This is a genomic window from Neisseria sp. DTU_2020_1000833_1_SI_GRL_NUU_006 (genome assembly GCA_032388755.1).
GTDB classification, from domain to species: Bacteria; Pseudomonadota; Gammaproteobacteria; order Burkholderiales; family Neisseriaceae; genus Neisseria; species Neisseria sicca_C.
This window is the reverse complement of sequence record CP135593.1, coordinates 622821-639998: the sequence shown is the minus strand read 5'-3', so window position 1 is coordinate 639998 and position 17178 is coordinate 622821. Positions and strand designations below refer to the sequence as shown.

General features: G+C 53.5%; 16 protein-coding genes and 1 pseudogene. 9 read left to right on the top strand and 8 right to left on the bottom strand.

What is annotated here, in order from left to right; all coding sequences use genetic code 11:
* The first annotated feature begins 120 nt into the window (after positions 1-120).
* Complete coding sequence (locus RSJ68_03015) at positions 121-1056, top strand: dihydroorotate oxidase (GenBank protein ID WNU97721.1); 936 nt, start codon at positions 121-123, stop codon at positions 1054-1056.
* Positions 1057-1369: 313 nt separating this feature from the next.
* Here the strand turns inward: RSJ68_03015 and RSJ68_03010 are convergent, their stop codons facing one another.
* The 4 genes and pseudogenes from RSJ68_03010 to cueR form a co-directional block, all read right to left on the bottom strand.
* On the bottom strand, positions 1370-1951 hold the full coding sequence (locus tag RSJ68_03010; protein WNU97720.1) for a DsbA family protein: 582 nt from the start codon (positions 1949-1951) through the stop codon (positions 1370-1372).
* 5 nt (positions 1952-1956) lie between these two features.
* Positions 1957-2742 carry a 4,5-DOPA dioxygenase extradiol gene (gene ygiD / locus RSJ68_03005; protein WNU98336.1) on the bottom strand — a complete coding sequence of 262 codons (786 nt, stop codon included), beginning with the start codon at positions 2740-2742 and terminating at the stop codon, positions 1957-1959.
* 398 nt (positions 2743-3140) lie between these two features.
* Positions 3141-3515, bottom strand: a pseudogene (locus tag RSJ68_03000) (transposase).
* A 10-nt stretch (positions 3516-3525) separates the two neighbouring features.
* Positions 3526-3918 carry a Cu(I)-responsive transcriptional regulator gene (cueR, locus tag RSJ68_02995; protein ID WNU97719.1) on the bottom strand — a complete coding sequence of 131 codons (393 nt, stop codon included), beginning with the start codon at positions 3916-3918 and terminating at the stop codon, positions 3526-3528.
* Positions 3919-4065: 147 nt separating this feature from the next.
* Between cueR and RSJ68_02990 the strand changes: the two genes are divergently transcribed.
* The 4 genes from RSJ68_02990 (at position 4066) to RSJ68_02975 (ending at position 8342) form a co-directional block, all read left to right on the top strand.
* Positions 4066-4275, top strand: coding sequence for a heavy-metal-associated domain-containing protein (locus RSJ68_02990; protein ID WNU97718.1), 210 nt, complete (start codon positions 4066-4068; stop codon positions 4273-4275).
* A gap of 99 nt (positions 4276-4374) precedes the next feature.
* On the top strand, positions 4375-6540 hold the full coding sequence (locus RSJ68_02985) for a heavy metal translocating P-type ATPase (protein ID WNU97717.1): 2166 nt from the start codon (positions 4375-4377) through the stop codon (positions 6538-6540).
* Positions 6541-6684: 144 nt separating this feature from the next.
* Positions 6685-7644, top strand: a complete 960-nt coding sequence (gene ttcA / locus RSJ68_02980) for a tRNA 2-thiocytidine(32) synthetase TtcA (GenBank protein ID WNU97716.1) — start codon at positions 6685-6687, stop codon at positions 7642-7644.
* A 209-nt stretch (positions 7645-7853) separates the two neighbouring features.
* Entirely contained in the window at positions 7854-8342 is a 489-nt protein-coding gene (locus tag RSJ68_02975) for a DUF456 family protein (protein WNU97715.1), read from the top strand.
* Positions 8343-8414: 72 nt separating this feature from the next.
* Here the strand turns inward: RSJ68_02975 and RSJ68_02970 are convergent, their stop codons facing one another.
* Together RSJ68_02970 and RSJ68_02965 are read right to left on the bottom strand one after the other, a co-directional pair.
* Positions 8415-9077, bottom strand: a complete 663-nt coding sequence (locus RSJ68_02970; protein WNU97714.1) for a YecA family protein — start codon at positions 9075-9077, stop codon at positions 8415-8417.
* An 85-nt stretch (positions 9078-9162) separates the two neighbouring features.
* Positions 9163-10416, bottom strand: coding sequence for a D-alanyl-D-alanine carboxypeptidase family protein (locus RSJ68_02965; protein ID WNU97713.1), 1254 nt, complete (start codon positions 10414-10416; stop codon positions 9163-9165).
* A 214-nt stretch (positions 10417-10630) separates the two neighbouring features.
* On the opposite strand from RSJ68_02965, the gene ilvA reads away from it, so the two are divergent.
* Complete coding sequence (gene ilvA, locus RSJ68_02960) at positions 10631-12157, top strand: threonine ammonia-lyase, biosynthetic (GenBank protein ID WNU97712.1); 1527 nt, start codon at positions 10631-10633, stop codon at positions 12155-12157.
* A gap of 114 nt (positions 12158-12271) precedes the next feature.
* Here the strand turns inward: ilvA and RSJ68_02955 are convergent, their stop codons facing one another.
* The gene (locus RSJ68_02955; protein WNU97711.1) at positions 12272-13078 is read right to left on the bottom strand and encodes an outer membrane protein assembly factor BamD; all 807 of its coding nucleotides are present in this window, start codon (positions 13076-13078) and stop codon (positions 12272-12274) included.
* Between RSJ68_02955 and rluD the strand changes: the two genes are divergently transcribed.
* From rluD to yciA, 3 genes are all read left to right on the top strand, one after another.
* A complete protein-coding gene (rluD, locus tag RSJ68_02950; GenBank protein ID WNU97710.1) occupies positions 13077-14201 on the top strand; it encodes a 23S rRNA pseudouridine(1911/1915/1917) synthase RluD in 1125 nt (374 codons plus the stop codon). The genes RSJ68_02955 and rluD overlap by 2 nt on opposite strands.
* A gap of 259 nt (positions 14202-14460) precedes the next feature.
* Positions 14461-15234, top strand: a complete 774-nt coding sequence (pgeF, locus tag RSJ68_02945; GenBank protein WNU97709.1) for a peptidoglycan editing factor PgeF — start codon at positions 14461-14463, stop codon at positions 15232-15234.
* A 103-nt stretch (positions 15235-15337) separates the two neighbouring features.
* A complete protein-coding gene (gene yciA, locus RSJ68_02940; protein WNU97708.1) occupies positions 15338-15775 on the top strand; it encodes an acyl-CoA thioester hydrolase YciA in 438 nt (145 codons plus the stop codon).
* 113 nt (positions 15776-15888) lie between these two features.
* On the opposite strand, the gene RSJ68_02935 is transcribed toward yciA, so the two are convergent.
* Complete coding sequence (locus RSJ68_02935; GenBank protein WNU97707.1) at positions 15889-16986, bottom strand: NnrS family protein; 1098 nt, start codon at positions 16984-16986, stop codon at positions 15889-15891.
* Positions 16987-17178: the final 192 nt, after the last annotated feature.

Below are 17178 nucleotides of genomic sequence, written 5' to 3'. Positions count from 1 at the left end.
TCATCATATAAAACAACATTTCCCTACATTGTCTGTCATTTGATGTTTGTTAAAAATTTTGCCGACTATTCGTGTTACGCTTCGCAAACAAATTGATTTTTCAAGGGAAAGGAGCAGGATATGCCGTCATTGAGAACGCAAATCGCCGGTTTTTCTTTTGACAACTGTCTGATGAACGCCGCAGGCGTGGCGTGTATGACCGTAGAAGAATTGGAAGAAGTCAGGCAATCCGCCGCGGGCAGCTTCGTCACCAAAACGGCGACGCTGGAAGCGCGTGCGGGCAATCCCGAGCCGCGTTACCGCGATGTACCGCTGGGCAGCATCAATTCCATGGGTTTGCCGAATCAAGGCATTGATTACTATCTGGATTATTTGCTGAGCCTTCAAGAATCGCAGCCCGAACGGACATTTTTCCTCTCGCTGGTCGGTATGTCGCCCGATGAAACACACACGCTGTTGAAAAAAGTGCAAAACAGCGGTTTTAAAGGCATTACCGAACTCAACCTTTCCTGCCCGAACGTCCCCGGCAAGCCGCAAATCGCCTACGATTTTGAAACGACCGAGCGGATTTTGGGCGAAGCCTTCGGCTATTTCGACAAGCCCTTGGGCATCAAACTGCCGCCGTATTTCGACATCGTCCATTTCGACCAAGCGGCGGAAGTGTTCAACCGCCATCCGCTGAAATTCGTCAACTGCGTCAATTCCATCGGCAACGGCATGTATATCGAAGACGAATCCGTCGTGATCCGGCCTAAAAACGGCTTCGGCGGCATAGGCGGCGAATACATCAAACCGACCGCGCTTGCCAACGTCCACGCGTTCTACCAAAGATTGAATCCGTCCATCCAAATCATCGGTACAGGCGGCGTTTATACCGGTCGCGATGCGTTTGAACATATCTTGTGCGGCGCGAGCATGGTACAAATAGGCACGGCACTGCATCAACAAGGCGTCGAAGTTTTCGAACGCGTTTCGCTTGGCTTGAAAGCCATCATGGTACAAAAAGGCTACGAGACGCTCGAAGACTTCAAAGGCAAACTGAAATATCTGGGGTAAGTCTACTCGGATGAAGGGGAAAAGGTCGTCTGAAAACCTGAATCGGGCTTTCAGACGACCTTAGTATTTACGCATTCAGAAATGCTCTTCATCTCCCGAACCGCTTCAACTGTCAAATCTAACCCGATCCTTCAAAATATCATCTAAAAACAGGTCGTCAAACAGGTCGTCTGAAAAACAAAAAACAGCCCCTGCCCCTTCCTTTTTTATTGAAACGCAGGCTGCTTTCACACTTAGCCTATGTCAGCAACCCTGGCTTTTTCAATCATTGTCAGTTAAGCAACCGCAAAAAAGGGGCTTTCGCCCCTTCCTTTTACCACAAGCTTTCCGTACGGATTTGCCTCCAACCTTGCCCGGTTTCTTCCACCACAAACGGCACACCGCTGACACCAAACTGTTGCGCAAGATTGGCACCATCAGCAATACGCTGTTTGGCAAGCTGTTCGATTGCACGATCTTTTAAAATCCCAACCGCTTGCTGACAGCCGATTTGGCATAAAACATCTGCCAATACATCCAATTTTGCCGTATCCAAACCTTCTTCGTAACGTGCTTTTTGAAAAGCACGCAAGGCTTCCGGTTCGCGAGCAGGCTCGGTAGTTTGCACCGCCGTTAAAGCCTGCACCAAGGCGAAAGAATTGAAATTGGTCGGCTGCTGCAAAATGTTTTTGCGATAATTTTCGCTAAACGGCAGCCCTGCGAGCTTGGCGATGCGCCGGTCGTTTTCCCAAGCATGTTCCGCCCAATCGGGCAACATGATTTTGTCGCGGCAAAATAAGCCTGTCGGAACAAGTTTGACATCAGCAGTTTGCGCCAATTTTGAAATGCCGTCTGAAACGGAATAACACCATCCGCAAAGCGGATCAAACAAATAAAGAATCTTTTGCGCTGCCATATTTTTTACCCCACTAAAAGCGAAGTCATACTGAGCGAACCTGCGACAAGGTTGTCGTTGAAAAACGTAATGGCATCATCCGGTTCGCGCAATGCCATGATGCAAAGAAAAGGCAGATAATGTTCCGGCGTCGGCACGGAGAGCATCGCCTTTTCGCCCAGCCGTTCGTAATGAATCAAAGTGTCGTCATCCCGCTCGACAATCGCCTGATTGACCGCTTCACGGAACGCAAACGCCCAATCATAACTCGCGCCGATTTGATTGATATGCGCCCTGCTCATCACGCTCAGATTATGGATAATATTGCCGCTGCCGATAATCAACACACCCTGTTCGCGCAAGGCGGATAATTTTTTCGCCAAATTGAAATGCCATTCCGCCGACTGCAAACGGTTAAGGCTGAGTTGTACCACAGGAATATCGGCATCGGGATACAGAAATTTCAACACCGCCCACGCACCGTGATCAAAACCGCGCATCGGATTCAGCCCGACATTCTCCGGCTGCAATAACGAGCGCACCTGCTCCGCCAATTCGGGCGAACCGGGCGCCGGATACTGCACTTGGCTCAGTTCTTCAGGAAATCCGTAAAAATCGTAAATCATTTCAGGATGTTCACCCGATGTAACCTGCAAACGTCCGCTGTACCAATGCGCCGAAATCATCAAAATCGCTTTGGGTTTGGCAAACTTTTGCGTAATCAGGCTGAGATTTTGGTCGAAAGGATTTTCCTTATCCAACACATTCATCGGACTACCATGCCCAACAAACAATACAGGCATTTTTTTCATCATTGCCTCCTTAAAATATTTGATGAGGTGGATTGTACGGATAAATGATTAAGCAATAAATCTCAATTTATGAACAATATAATTTCCCAATAGGAAATGATGAAGTATTCTTTGGCTTTGCTGCAAAGTTAAAAAGAGGTCCGAAGATTCGGATTTCAATAGCAATACCTAAATCAATCTAATCTGCCTAAAAGCACTTAATTCTATGACTGATAACTCAACGCCAGAATATTATTTTTTAATAGCAAATTGAGACCTTTGCAAAAAAGCCCTTCCCCCGACAGCCGAAACCCAAACACAGGTTTTCGTCTATTTCCGCCCCTAATTGCTCCTGATTTTACCCAAATATCCCCTTAATCCTCCCCGAATACCCGATAATCAGGCATCCGGGCCGCCTTTTAGGCGGCAACAGGCACACTTAGCCTGTTAGCCGCTTTCAACAGGTTTAAACACATCGCTTTCAGATGACTTTGCGCACTCACTTTGAGCAGACCAAAATAGGCTGCCCGGGCGTAGCGGAATTTACGGTGCAGCGTACCAAAGCTTTGTTCGACCGCATAACGGGTCTTCGACAAATAGCGGTTACGTTTGGTTTGCGCTTCCGTCAGCGGACGGTTGCGGTGGGCTTTGCGCATAATGCCGTCCAGCAACTGATGCTCTTTTAGATGTTGCCGGTTTTCCTTACTGTCATAGCCTTTATCGGCATAGACGGTCGTACCTTCGGCAATGCCTTCCAACAAAGGCAACAGGTGGTTGCACTCATGTGTATTGGCCCCAAGCCGCCTAACGCTCCTCCAGCCCGGCCAAAATCGCACAATCTGGGCAGTCGTCTCCCGCGCAGGCATCGTGCCAGCGTTGCAGCTCGGCCACCATGCCCTGCAAGCGTTCGATTTTGGCTTCCAGCTCGGCGATGTGCCGCGCGGTGAGCGTTTTCACTTCGCGGCTGGTGCGCTGCGGGTTGTGTTGCAGGCTCAAAAGCTGCCCGATCTGCGGCAGCGAAAAGCCCACTTCCCGTGCATGGCGGATAAAGCGCAGCCGGGCAAGGTCGGCCTGGCCGTAGCGGCGGTAGCCCGCTTCGCTGCGCGCGGCCGGGGCGAGCAGGCCGTGTTTTTCGTAGTAGCGGATTTGTTTGGCGGAAAGGCCGCTCTCGGCCGCGGCCTGGCTGATGTTCATCATGATGCTTGACCTTTACTTCGGGTGAAGCTTTATAGTGGCGGCACTTAGCGGGAAAGCAAGAGCAGACCCATCATTTCAGGCTACCTGAAAGCTTTGGCTGCAACGGGCTTTAAAACCTCAGCCTCATTCCAACAGAAAGGAAACCCTATGCAAACCATCACATTAAACATCGAAGGCATGACCTGCGGCGGCTGCGTGAAAAGCGTTACCAGCATCCTCGAAGGCGTAAACGGCGTGGACAAGGCCGAAGTGAGCCTGGAAAACAAGAACGCCGTCGTGGAATTCGACCCCGCCCAAACCAACCCCGCCGCGCTGATAGAAGCGGTGGAAGACGGTGGCTTTGATGCGGCTTTGTAAATCGAATCGCAACAAATCGACTGCAACACCCCAAAGGCTACCTGAAAACCCTGCTCCGCTTTTTTCAGGTAGCCCAACCACATTCAGAAGGAAGAAACCATGCAACAAAAAGTCCGTTTCCAAATCGAAGGCATGACCTGTCAGGCCTGCGCTTCGCGCATTGAAAAAGTGTTGAACAAAAAAGATTTTGTCGAATCGGCGGGGGTGAACTTTGCCAGCGAGGAAGCGCAGGTGGTGTTTGACGACAGCCAAACCTCCGCCGCCGACATCGCCAAAATTATCGAGAAAACCGGTTACGGCGCGAAGGAAAAGACGGAAGACGCGCTGCCGCAACCCGAAGAAACCGCGCATGTAAGCTGGCGGTTGTGGCTTTTGCTGGCGATCAATATTCCGTTCCTGATCGGCATGGCGGGAATGATGATCGGTCAGCACGATTGGATGATTCCGCCGTTGTGGCAGTTCGCATTGGCGAGTGTGGTGCAGCTTTGGCTGGCAATCCCGTTTTACAAAAGCGCGTGGGCAAGCATTAAGGGCGGGTTGGCGAATATGGACGTGCTGGTTACCATCGGCACGGTATCGATTTACCTGTATTCCGTTTATATGCTGTTTTTCAGCCCGCACGCGGCGCACGGCATGGCACACGTGTATTTTGAAGTAGGCGTGATGGTGATCGGTTTTGTGTCGCTGGGCAAATTTTTGGAACACCGCACCAAAAAATCCAGCCTGAACAGCTTGGGCTTGCTGCTCAAACTCACGCCGACCCAAGTCAACGTGCAACGCGATGGCGAATGGAAACAACTGCCTATCGACCAAGTGCAAATCGGCGACCTTATCCGCGCCAACCACGGCGAACGCATCGCTGCCGACGGCATCATCGAGAGCGGCAGCGGTTGGGCGGATGAGAGCCACCTTACCGGCGAGTCCAATCCCGAAGAGAAAAAGGCGGGCGGCAAAGTGTTGGCGGGCGCGCTGATGACCGAGGGCAGCGTGGTTTACCGCGCCACGCAGCTCGGCAGCCAAACCCTGCTCGGCGACATGATGAACGCGCTCTCCGAAGCGCAAGGCAGCAAGGCGCCGATTGCGCGCGTGGCAGACAAGGCGGCGGCAGTGTTCGTGCCTGCCGTCGTGGGCATCGCGCTTCTGACTTTTATCGCCACTTGGCTGGTTAAAGGCGATTGGACGGTTGCGCTGATGCACGCCGTTGCCGTTTTGGTGATTGCCTGCCCGTGCGCGCTCGGTCTAGCGACGCCCGCCGCGATTATGGTCGGCATGGGCAAGGCGGTAAAACACGGCATTTGGTTTAAAGACGCAGCGGCGATGGAAGAAGCCGCCCACGTCGATGCCGTCGTGTTGGACAAAACCGGCACGCTGACCGAAGGCAGGCCGCAGGTTGCCGCCGTCTATTGCGTTCCCGATAGCGGCTTTGACAAAGACGCTTTGTACCGCATCGCCGCCGCCGTCGAACAAAACGCCGCCCACCCGCTCGCCCGCGCCATCGTCTCCGCCGCCCAAATGCGCGGTTTGGAGATTCCCGCCGCACAAAACGCGCAAACTGTCGTCGGCGCAGGCATTACCGCCGAAGTCGAAGGCGCGGGATTGGTTAAAGCGGGCAAACTTGATTTTGCCGAATTAAAGCTACCTGAAAACCTTTCAGACGACGTCTGGCGCATCGCAAGCATCGTCGCCGTTTCCGCCAACGGCAAACCCATCGGCGCATTCGCACTCGCCGACGCGCTGAAAGCCGATACCGCCGAAGCCATAGGCCGTCTGAAAAAACACGGCATCGACGTTTACATCATGAGCGGCGACAACCAAGGCACGGTCGAATACGTCGCCAAACAACTGGGCATCGCCCACGCCTTCGGCAACATGAGTCCGCGCGACAAAGCCGCCGAAGTGCAGAAACTCAAAGCCACCAGCAAAACCGTGGCGATGGTCGGCGACGGCATCAACGACGCGCCCGCACTCGCCGCCGCCAACGTCAGCTTCGCCATGAAAGGCGGCGCGGACGTCGCCGAACACACCGCATCCGCCACGCTGATGCAGCATTCGGTCAACCAACTCGCCGATGCCCTACTGGTATCGCAAGCCACTTTGAAAAACATCAAGCAAAACCTGTTTTTCGCCTTCTTCTACAACATCTTGGGCATCCCGCTCGCCGCACTCGGCTTCTTAAATCCCATCATCGCGGGCGCGGCAATGGCGGCAAGTTCGGTTTCGGTGTTGAGCAATGCGTTGAGGTTGAAACGGGTGAAGATTGAGTAATATAGTCGCGTAATATAAAGCAAAGGTCGTCTGAAACCCCTTCCCTCTTTCAGACGACCTTTCTTTTCTAATATGCGGTTTCCAAACACTTTTTGCGGTACAATACCGCCCTTAAATTTTCCTTATTTCAAAGCACAAACCGCCATGTCCAAAAAAACCAAGCAAGAATTAGAGAACAACAAACTCAACAAACGCCTGCGCCACGCCGTCGGCGACGCGATTAACGATTTCAACATGATCGAGCCGGGCGACAAAATCATGGTCTGCCTCTCCGGTGGCAAAGACAGCTACGCCCTCCTAGACATCCTGCGCCAGCTCCAAGCCAGCGCGCCGATTGATTTCGAACTGGTTGCCGTCAATCTTGACCAAAAACAGCCGGGCTTCCCCGAAGAAGTGCTGCCGACCTATCTCGAAAGCATAGGCGTACCGTACAAAATCGTCGAAGAGGACACCTACTCCACCGTTAAACGCGTATTGGACGAAGGCAAAACGACTTGTTCGCTGTGCAGCCGCCTGCGCCGCGGCATTCTCTACCGCACTGCAAAAGAATTGGGCTGCACCAAAATCGCCTTGGGACACCACCGCGACGACATCCTCGCCACCATGTTTTTAAATATGTTTTACGGCGGCAAACTCAAAGCCATGCCGCCCAAGTTGGTGAGCGACAACGGCGAACACATCGTCATCCGCCCGCTGGCGTATGTGAAAGAAAAAGATTTGATCAAATATGCCGAACTGAAGCAATTCCCAATCATCCCGTGCAACCTCTGCGGCTCGCAGCCCAACCTGCAACGCCAAGTCATCGGCGATATGCTGCGCGATTGGGACAAACGCTTCCCCGGCCGTATTGAATCCATGTTCTCCGCCCTGCAAAACGTCGTACCCTCCCATCTTGCCGACCCCGAGCTTTTCGACTTCGTCGGTTTGGAACGCGGTCAAACCTTGAAACACGGCGGCGATTTGGCGTTTGACAACGAAAAAATGCCCGAACGCTACTCCGACGGCAGCGAAGAAGACGAAAGCGAAATCAAAATCACCCCGTCCAAACCCGAACGCAAAATCATCAACATTCTGGCAAACAAGCCGAAAACTTGCGGCGCATAAAACAAAAATCCGGATGCCTTGTCCGGATTTTTTATTTCTTTGCACAAACCTGCCTTGAATCATCAGGACGTGCAACCATAATACGGTAAGTCGTCTGAAAACTGGGATTTTACGGGAAAGACGATACAAACCGTTCCATTTTAATCCGCCGCAAAACAAGCTCAGCGTGCTTCGCATACCCTTTTCCCTTCCATCAAAAAAGGACTGTTATGACTGCCATTTTCATCCTGCTCGGTTTAATCGCCATCTGTGTCGGACTGCTCGGCACGGTTTATCCCGCTATTCCCGGATTGGGATTGATGTTCGGCGGCGCATGGCTGCTTGCATATGCCGGCGATTATCAGATTTACGGTACAAACACCCTAATTTTTCTCGCCGTTGTCGCTGCCATCGGCACGGCGATGGATTATGTCGCAGGCGCATTAGGGGCAAAATATACGGGAGCCAGTAAAACTGCAGTTTGGGGAGCGCTAATCGGTGGTATCGTCGGCGCGTTTTTTTCCATCCCCGGACTGTTGTTCGGCCCGCTCATCGGCGCGGGTGTCGGAGAATTCTTGGCACGCCGCGATATGTGGCAGGCGGGCAAAGTCGGACTAGGGACGTTTATCGGCTTCATCATCGGTACGGTTGCCAAAATCGGTTGTGCCTTGACGATTGTGATGATCCTTCTAGTTATGTGGGCGGCAAGCTGGTTTTAACCTGATCATTGCAAAAGGTCGTCTGAAAATGGTTTTTCAGACGACCTTTTGATTTTTTACCTGATCGGAAAGTTATCCATTGCCGCAACAGGCTTTGTATTTTTTACTGCTCCCGCAGGGGCAAGAATCGTTTCGCCCGATTTTTTCACCTTCGCGACGTACGGTTTGCGGTTTATTGATGATTGCCTGCCAATACCAGTAAATATCCAGCAGGACATGCGGCAGGTCGGATTCGAGTTGTGAAAGTTCTTTTTCAGTCAGGTGCAAAATGATTTCGCCGTTTTGCTCTTCGTCGTAAATGCCACCCAAAGCCATGATCGGATAAAACAGGTCTTCAAACTCCTCCTGATCGACTGCTTCAAACCAATCGGTCGGCACGACATCCAAGGCATACAGATAGGCGTTACACCAAGTGTACACGTCGGGATTGCCCGCTGCATCTTCGTAAAACCACAAATCGGGCAACATTTTACTGCCGAGCTTGATACGCAAATCAGCCGCCAGCGCCATCACCAAACGCTCGATTTCGGTACGCTCTTTCGCGTCAAACAATGATTCTTCACCCAACACTTCAGGCAGCCAATCGTTCGGATTCAAGGCATCGGGACCACTCAACAAAGCCATCATAAATGCCTGTACCTCATCGCAGCGCATGGTGTTGTGTTGTTCCGATTTGGCATCGAGCAGCTGCATCAGGCGCACGCGGGATGCTTCGTCAAATGCTTGTAATTGCATGGTTTTTCCTTATTTTTAATGATATATCCGTTATCCGAAAGGTCGTCTGAAAACCATTTTCAGACGACCTTTTCATCAATCCTGCCTATTTCGAACTGCTGCCGAACAAGCCTTTGAACCACAATACGATATCATCCCACATCCGTCTGAACCAGCTGCCTTCTTCAACGGAATGGAGGGCGACGACGTTTTTCTCGGTAATGACTTTGCCGTCTTTGACGATTTTGAGTTTGCCCAAGGTTTGACCTTTGCGTATCGGGGCGACAACGGGCTGGACGGTTTCTAAAATCGGTTTGATGTTTTGTCCGGCATCGTGGGGAATCGTGATGTACACGTCTTCGAGGAAGCCGACGTTCACCGATTTGCTGCTGCCTTTATAAACTTTGACCTTGGAAATGATTTCACCGCCGTTGTAGAGCTTGGGCGTATCGAATGCCTGCAACGCCCAGTTGAGCAGTTTGCCGCTTTCGGACGCGCGGGCTTCGGTGGAGTCGGTGCCTACGACGATGGAAACGATGCGTCTGCCGTTGCGTTTGCTGGAAGCGGCAAGGTTGTAGCCTGCGCTTTCGGTGTGTCCCGTCTTCAGACCGTCGACACTGGAGTCGCGGTAGAGCAGGAGGTTGCGGTTTGGCTGTTCGACATTGTTGTATTTGAAGGATTTAATCGAAAATACGGGATAGTATTTCGGATAATCGTGTATCAGCGCGGCGGACAAAATGGCTAAATCACCGACGGTGGAAACGTGGCCTTCGGCAGCCAATCCGGTCGGATTTTTAAAGTGGGTTTTGGTCATGCCCAAACGCTTGGCTTCGTCGTTCATTTGTTGGACGAACACGTCCACCGAGCCGCCTCCCATGGCTTCGGCAAGCGTGGTGGCAGCATCGTTGCCGGATTGGACAATCATGCCTTTAATCAAATCGCTGACGCTGGCGGGAACTTTGGGACTGAGGAACATCCGCGAGCCTTCGATTTTCCAGCCTGCATCGGACACGGTCAGCATTTGGTCGGCGCGCAATGTGCCGTTTTCCAAAGCCTTGAACGTGAGGTAGGCGGTCATCATTTTGGTCAGCGAAGCCGGTTCGATTTGGGTGTCGATATTGCCGGAGGCAAGCACTTGATGGCTTTGCAAATCGGTAACGATGTAGGCGGCAGCGGCAATGGCAGGCGGCGCATCGGGGCTGTTGATGCTGGGCATCATGGCTTCGGGTTGGGATGCGGCGGCAGGCGCAGGCTCGGAAGCTGCAACAGCAGGGGCTGCGTTGTTTTTAGCCGCTTGCGGCGCGGCTTGCGCGGCGGCAATCATCATTGCCGCGATCAATACGGATAATGTTTTTTTCATCGGGATGTGGTGCGGAAACAGAAATAAAAACAACCGCGTCGTGCGGTTTGGCACAAAAGGCAGTCATTATACCGCCGCAACTTCGCTTTGCTAAGATTTTTCTTGATTTCAGACGACCTCGAGGGTATGGTTTTACCTTTCCGCCGTTTTGTTGGCAAAGTTTGACGCGGGCGGCGGACACTCCTTTTGAAATAATCCTCCGGCACACAAAACCATGAACAACCGCCCCTCTTATTCCGATTACCTCATCCGCATCCTGACCGCCTCCGTTTACGACGTTGCCGTCGAAACGCCGCTCGAACCCGCAATCGGGCTGTCACGTCGTCTGAACAACAACGTCCTGCTCAAACGCGAAGACCTGCAACCCGTGTTTTCCTTCAAAATCCGCGGCGCGTACAACAAAATGGCGAAGCTGCCCAAAGAAGCGCTCGCCTGCGGCGTCATCGCCGCCAGCGCAGGCAACCACGCACAAGGTGTCGCCCTTTCGGCACAGCGTTTGGGCTGCCGCGCCGTCATCGTCATGCCCGAAACCACGCCCAAAATCAAAATCGACGCCGTCAAAAGCCGTGGCGGCGAAGTCGTCCTCAAAGGCGTTTCCTACAACGATGCCTACGATTACGCGATGGAGTTGGCAGAAAAAGAAAAACTGACCTACATCGCCCCGTTTGACGACCCCGACGTGATTGCCGGACAAGGCACGGTCGGCATGGAAATCGTGCGCCAGCGTCCCGACGACATCCATGCCATCTTCGTCCCCATCGGCGGCGGCGGACTGGCTGCGGGCGTTGCCGCATTCGTCAAACAAGTCCGCCCCAGCATCAAAGTCATCGGCGTGCAAACAAACGACTCCTGCTGCATGAAGCAATCCGTCGAAGCCGGAAAAGTCGTCAGCCTCAAAGACGTCGGCCTCTTCTCCGACGGTACCGCTGTCAAAGTCGTCGGCGAAGAAACCTTCCGCCTCTGCCGCGACCTCTTGGACGACATCATCACCGTCGATACCGACGCCATCTGCGGCGCCATCAAAGACATCTTCGACGACACCCGCAGCATCACCGAACCCGCAGGCGCCCTCGCCCTTGCCGGCTTGAAAACCTATGCCGCCCGCAACCGCATCCAAAACCAAACCCTCATCGCCGTAACCAGCGGCGCCAACATGAATTTCCACCGCCTGCGTCACGTTTCCGAACGCAGCGAATTGGGTGAAGGCAACGAAGGCATTTTCGCCGTTACCATCCCCGAAGAGCGCGGCAGCTTCCTCAAATTCGTCAACCTGCTCGGCAGCCGCAACATCACCGAGTTCAACTACCGATACGGCGACGACCAAAAAGCCCACATCTTCGTCGGCCTGCAAACCGCAGGTTCCCAAGACCTCGCCGTCATCAGCCGCCAACTGACCGAAGCCGGACTGCCCAATGTCGACCTGACCGACGACGAAATCTCCAAAATTCACATCCGCTACATGGTCGGCGGACGCACAACAAAAGTCGCCCACGAACGCTTAATCAGCTTCGAGTTCCCCGAACGCCCCGGCGCACTCGCCCGCTTCCTCAACCATATGCAGGGCGGCTGGAACATTACCCTCTTCCACTACCGCAACCACGGCGCCGACTACGGCCGCATCCTCGTCGGCATCGACGTCCCGCCCGGCGACAATCAAGCCTTCGAAAACTTCCTCGAAAGCCTCGGTTACAGCTATCAGGACGAAACCCAAAACGCCGCATACCGCCTGTTCCTTGCGTGATTGGAAGGGAAATATAAAAGGTCGTCTGAAACCCTGTTTGATGGTTTTCAGACGACCTTTCATCTTTCGGACAACCGATACCAATCCGTATCAACTGTCCTGAATTTGATGTGCTTAACGCCAGTAGCGCCACCAAGGCATGTCGTTCGGCTGCCATTGGTGTTGCAGGAAGGGGCTTTGCGGGAAGTTGGTTTCCAAGACGCGGCGGGTGTCGGCGGCGAGTTGGGGTTTGTCCAGTTTTTTGTAAGCCAGCTCCATCATAGCGAGCGATTCTTCGACGTAGCGGGTATTTTGGTAACGCTCGACGATTTTTTGGGCGCGGTTGACTGCGGCGAGGTAGGCGCCGCGTTTCATGTAGTAGCGGGCAACGGAGATTTCGTTACCGCCCAATGCGTCCACCAGTTTCGCCATGCGCTCGGTGGCGTCGGCGGCGTATTTGCTCTCCGGATAGCGTTGTACCAATTCGGCAAATGCTTGGTATGCGCTGCGGTTGGCTTTAGGGTCGCGGTCGGACCAGTCTTGGGAGGCGAGTTTGTTGAGGAAGGATTGGTCTTCGTTGAACAGAACCAAGCCTTTGAGGTAAAGCGCGTAATCCATATTCGGATGTTGCGGGTGATGGCGCTGGAAGCGGTCGATGGCGGCGAGGGCTTTTTCAGGCTCGTCGTCTTTGTAATAGGCGTATGCGGTGTCCAGCTGCGCCTGTTGCGCGTAGCGGCCGTTGGGGAAGCGGGATTCTAAAATTTCGTATAACTTGATGGCTCGCGTATAATTGCTGCTGTTCAACTCGTCATGCGCTTCGGCATAGAGTTTTTCCACGTTCCAATCTTGTGTGATTTGCGCGTCTTTATCGACCGTACCTTTATTGCTTGCACAGGCACCCAGTGCCAGACTTAACGAAACTACTAAAAGAATTTTTTTCATGCAGAATACTTCCTTTGATAATGAAGCCGATTATAGCGACGATTTAGACTTTACGTCAGCCCCCGAAGCAGAAAGTTGTGTTAATTTGACTGTTCCGCTGGAGCTTGCGGGCGGGCGGCTGGATGCGGTGTTGGCAAAGCTCATGCCTGATTATTCGCGCAGCCGCCTGACATCGTGGATTAAAGAAGGCGCGGTTATTGTAAACGATAAGCCCGCCCAACCCAAAGACAAAATGATAGGCGGAGAATCCATCAGCGTAACGGTACGTCCGAGCGAAGAGAATCTCGCGTTCAAACCCGAAGCGATGGATTTGGATATTGTGTACGAAGACGATACCGTCATCGTCGTCAACAAACCCGCCGGACTGGTCGTCCACCCCGCCGCAGGCAACTGGACGGGGACGCTGCTCAACGGCCTGCTGGCGCATTGTCCCGAATTGAGCCAGATTCCGCGCGCGGGCATCGTCCACAGGCTAGACAAGGAAACCAGCGGCCTGATGGTGGTCGCCAAAACCCTGCCTGCACAAAACTCCCTCGTGCAGCAACTTCAAGAACGCACGGTCAAACGCATTTACCGCGCCGTCGCCAATGGCATTGTTCCCTTTGACGGAAAAATCGAAACCCAAATCGGACGCGATCCGCACAACCGCCTGAAAATGGCAGTCGTCAAATTCGGCGGCAAACCTGCCGTGACACACGTCAAAGTGTTGGAACGCTATCTTGCCCACAGCTACATCGAATGCTCGCTCGAAACAGGCAGGACGCACCAAATCCGCGTCCATATGCGCGAAGCCAACCACCCGCTTGCCGCCGACCCCGTTTACGGCAACCTGCGCCATCCGTGCAGCGAACCGGTGAAAGAAGCCGTTAAAAGTCTGGGTGCGCGTCAGGCTTTGCATGCCTACCGCTTGAGTTTCGTCCATCCGAAAACCGGCGAAACCGTTTCCTTCGAAGCCCCGATTCCCGACGATATGTATCACCTGCTCTCTGTCCTGCGCCTCGAAGCAGGCTTGGATTCGTCTTTGAGCAAAGAAGAAGAATGGCAGGACAAACTCGGCACGGATGACGATGATGATTGGAACGAAGACGACTACGACGTCGAAGTGGTTTATGTGAGGGATTAAGGTGTTTCAGACGACCTGTTACTCAAGGGTCGTCTGAAAACGAACTTCATATAAAGTTTAGATAAGGTTTATCCAATGGCATCATTCATGCTGCACTGGCAAGAATCCGAACCTCTGATTTCTCAGCGACAATTAAAAATTTACAGCAATCCCGAATCTCTAGATTCCCGCCTGCGCGGGAATGACGAAAAACCAAACATCCATTTACCCTAAGAGCAGTTAATAAACCCTTGCTGCTACGCACCTATTCCGACACACCATGAAAACCATCACAGAAACCTTAAACCTCGCCCCGCAAGGCAAAAATTTCCTGACAGCCGACTGGCCTGCGCCTGCCAACGTGAAAACCCTGATTACCACCCGCAACGGCGGCGTAAGCCAAGGCGTGTATCAAAGTTTGAACCTCGGTTCGCACGTCGGTGATGATCCTGATGCCGTGCGCCGCAATCGTGAAATCGTGCAGGAACAGGTCGGGCTGCCCGTTGCCTACCTCAATCAAATCCACAGCACCATCGTCGTCAACGCTGCCGACGCATTGGGCAACACACCCGACGCAGACGCTTCGGTGGACAACTCGGGCAAAGCCGCCTGCGCCGCGATGACTGCCGACTGCCTGCCTGTCTTGTTCTGCGATAAAGCAGGGACGGTCGTCGCTGCCGCACACGCCGGCTGGCGCGGTTTGGCGGGCGGCGTGCTGCAAAACACCATAGCCGCAATGAATGTCGCGCCCGTCGAAATCATGGCATATCTCGGCCCTGCCATCGGCGCGGACGCGTTTGAAGTCGGACAAGACGTGTTCGACGCATTTTGTGCCCCCATGCCCGAAGCGGCGGACGCATTCGAAGACATCGGCGGCGGTAAATATCTTGCCGACATCTACGCGCTGGCGCGTTTGGTTCTGCGCCGCGAAGGTGTGGACATGATTTACGGCGGCACACACTGCACCGTCTTAGAGCGCGACACTTTCTTCTCTTACCGCCGCGACGGACAAACCGGCCGCATGGTCAGCCTAATTTGGTTGGAACAGGTATAAAAGGTCGTCTGAAACGCCCCATCCTCTTTCAGATGACCTTCGCAAGACTTAATCCGCCAACATTCAAACCCACCCAATCCGCACCGCTCAAAAGGATATTCTCATGACTCAAAAAAACGAACACCGCTCCCACCCTCAAGGCGAGCTTTTGCTGCGCACCGTCGCCATGCCGCAAGACACCAATCCCAACCAAGATATTTTCGGCGGCTGGATTATGTCGCAAATGGATTTGGGCGGCGGCATTTTGGCGGCGGAAATCGCGCAAGGCCGCATCGTTACCGTCGCCGTTCAGGAAATGAACTTCATCCGCCCCGTTAAAGTGGGCAACGTCGTTTGCTGCTACGGACGCTGCGTGCGCGTGGGCAATACTTCGCTGCAACTGAAAATCGAAGTTTGGGTGAAAACGTTGATGAACGACCACCTGACCGAAGACCGCCAACTCGTTACCGAAGCCATCTTTACCTACGTCGCCATCGACAGCGAAGGCAACACACGCCCTATTCCAAAAGAAGGCAACCCTAAACTGCAAGGTCTGATTTAAACCCTGATTTAAGCAAAGGTCGTCTGAAAACCCATGTTGGAGATTTTCAGACGACCTTTTGACTTAAGGCGATACAGGGCTTGCCATTGACTGACGGGATGAAACAGAAACACTCACTCCGGATCGTCCGTAAACGCATTCGCCCGAAATATCGGTACGAACGTCAACAGATAAAGCACGAACACGGCGGCGGTCAGAATCGCGGGAACGGTGATGAAGAATATCGGATTCACGTTCATTAAAACAGCGCGCGAGACGGCGGCGGCGAAGAGGATGGGAACGGCGATGCGGCAGAGTTTGGGGTAGTCGAGTTTGGTAAAGCCGCTGTGCCACAGTCCGGCGGTCAGCCACACCATCATCACGCCACCCATCATGCCGCCGAGGGTAATCAGGTGCAGGGGCGCGGAGGCAGGCAGGTTTTGCAGTTTCGCCGCGCCTGTCCACAGATAGCCTGCGGCGGCAAAGAGTTGGAGCAGGTAATAGGTGCGGACGTAGTGTTTGCGCAGGAGTTCGTGATGGTGCAGTTCGCGCAGCTTGGCAAGCAGGATGAAACCGACGGCGAGCGCGGTAAAACCGGCGGTTTGCGCGGGCAGCCAAAGTTCGGCGGCGGCGTGTAGCAGCAGGAAGGTGATGGCGATGTTTTTATAGACGACGTTGGGGATGAATACGGGGTCTTTCAGACGGCATTCTTTAAGAGCTTCCGCGCCCAGAAGGACGCTGACGCGCACAGATACGAACATGACCGCCGCCATGTTCAGATGCACTTGCGCGCGCAGCAGGTTCAAATCGCCGCTGACGGCATAGGCCGTCTGAAAAACGGTAAACGCGGCAAGCAGCATCAGCAGGGCGAAGTTGTCAGTGTTGCGGTCAAGCCAAATCAGCCAGGCGCAGAACAGCAGCAACACCAGCCAATAGCCGGCGACGAAAAACGAAGAGGTTTGCGTCGCAAACGGCAACAGGACGGATGCGGCGAGCAACAATGCCGCCATCAAAGTAGCAACAGGTTTCAGACGACCTTTATAACCCGTCCATTCGAGCATGGCGGCAGTCAGAAAACCGCCGTATGCCTCAGGCAGCATGAGTTCTAAGAAGATTTGGCGGTGCAAGACGATGGCACCGGGGCTGATGAGAAACACCAACACGCCGAGTATGGCAAGTACCGCCGCGCCGACGAAAAACGGCCGCATGGGGTGGGTGAAGAATTTATTCATGGTTTGGCTTGATTCTGCATGAAGATGCTTCTGGATATGGATTTATTGGGTGGCCAGGGCCGTATCTTTTGCCAAAGAGGCAAGCCTGCGGCTTGCTTGCCCTCTCCCACGGGGAGAGGGGATCAGACTGTCGTTCCCGAACATTTTCAGGTTTACCTGCCATCCGATTCCCAATCCTGCGCTCTCTGATTT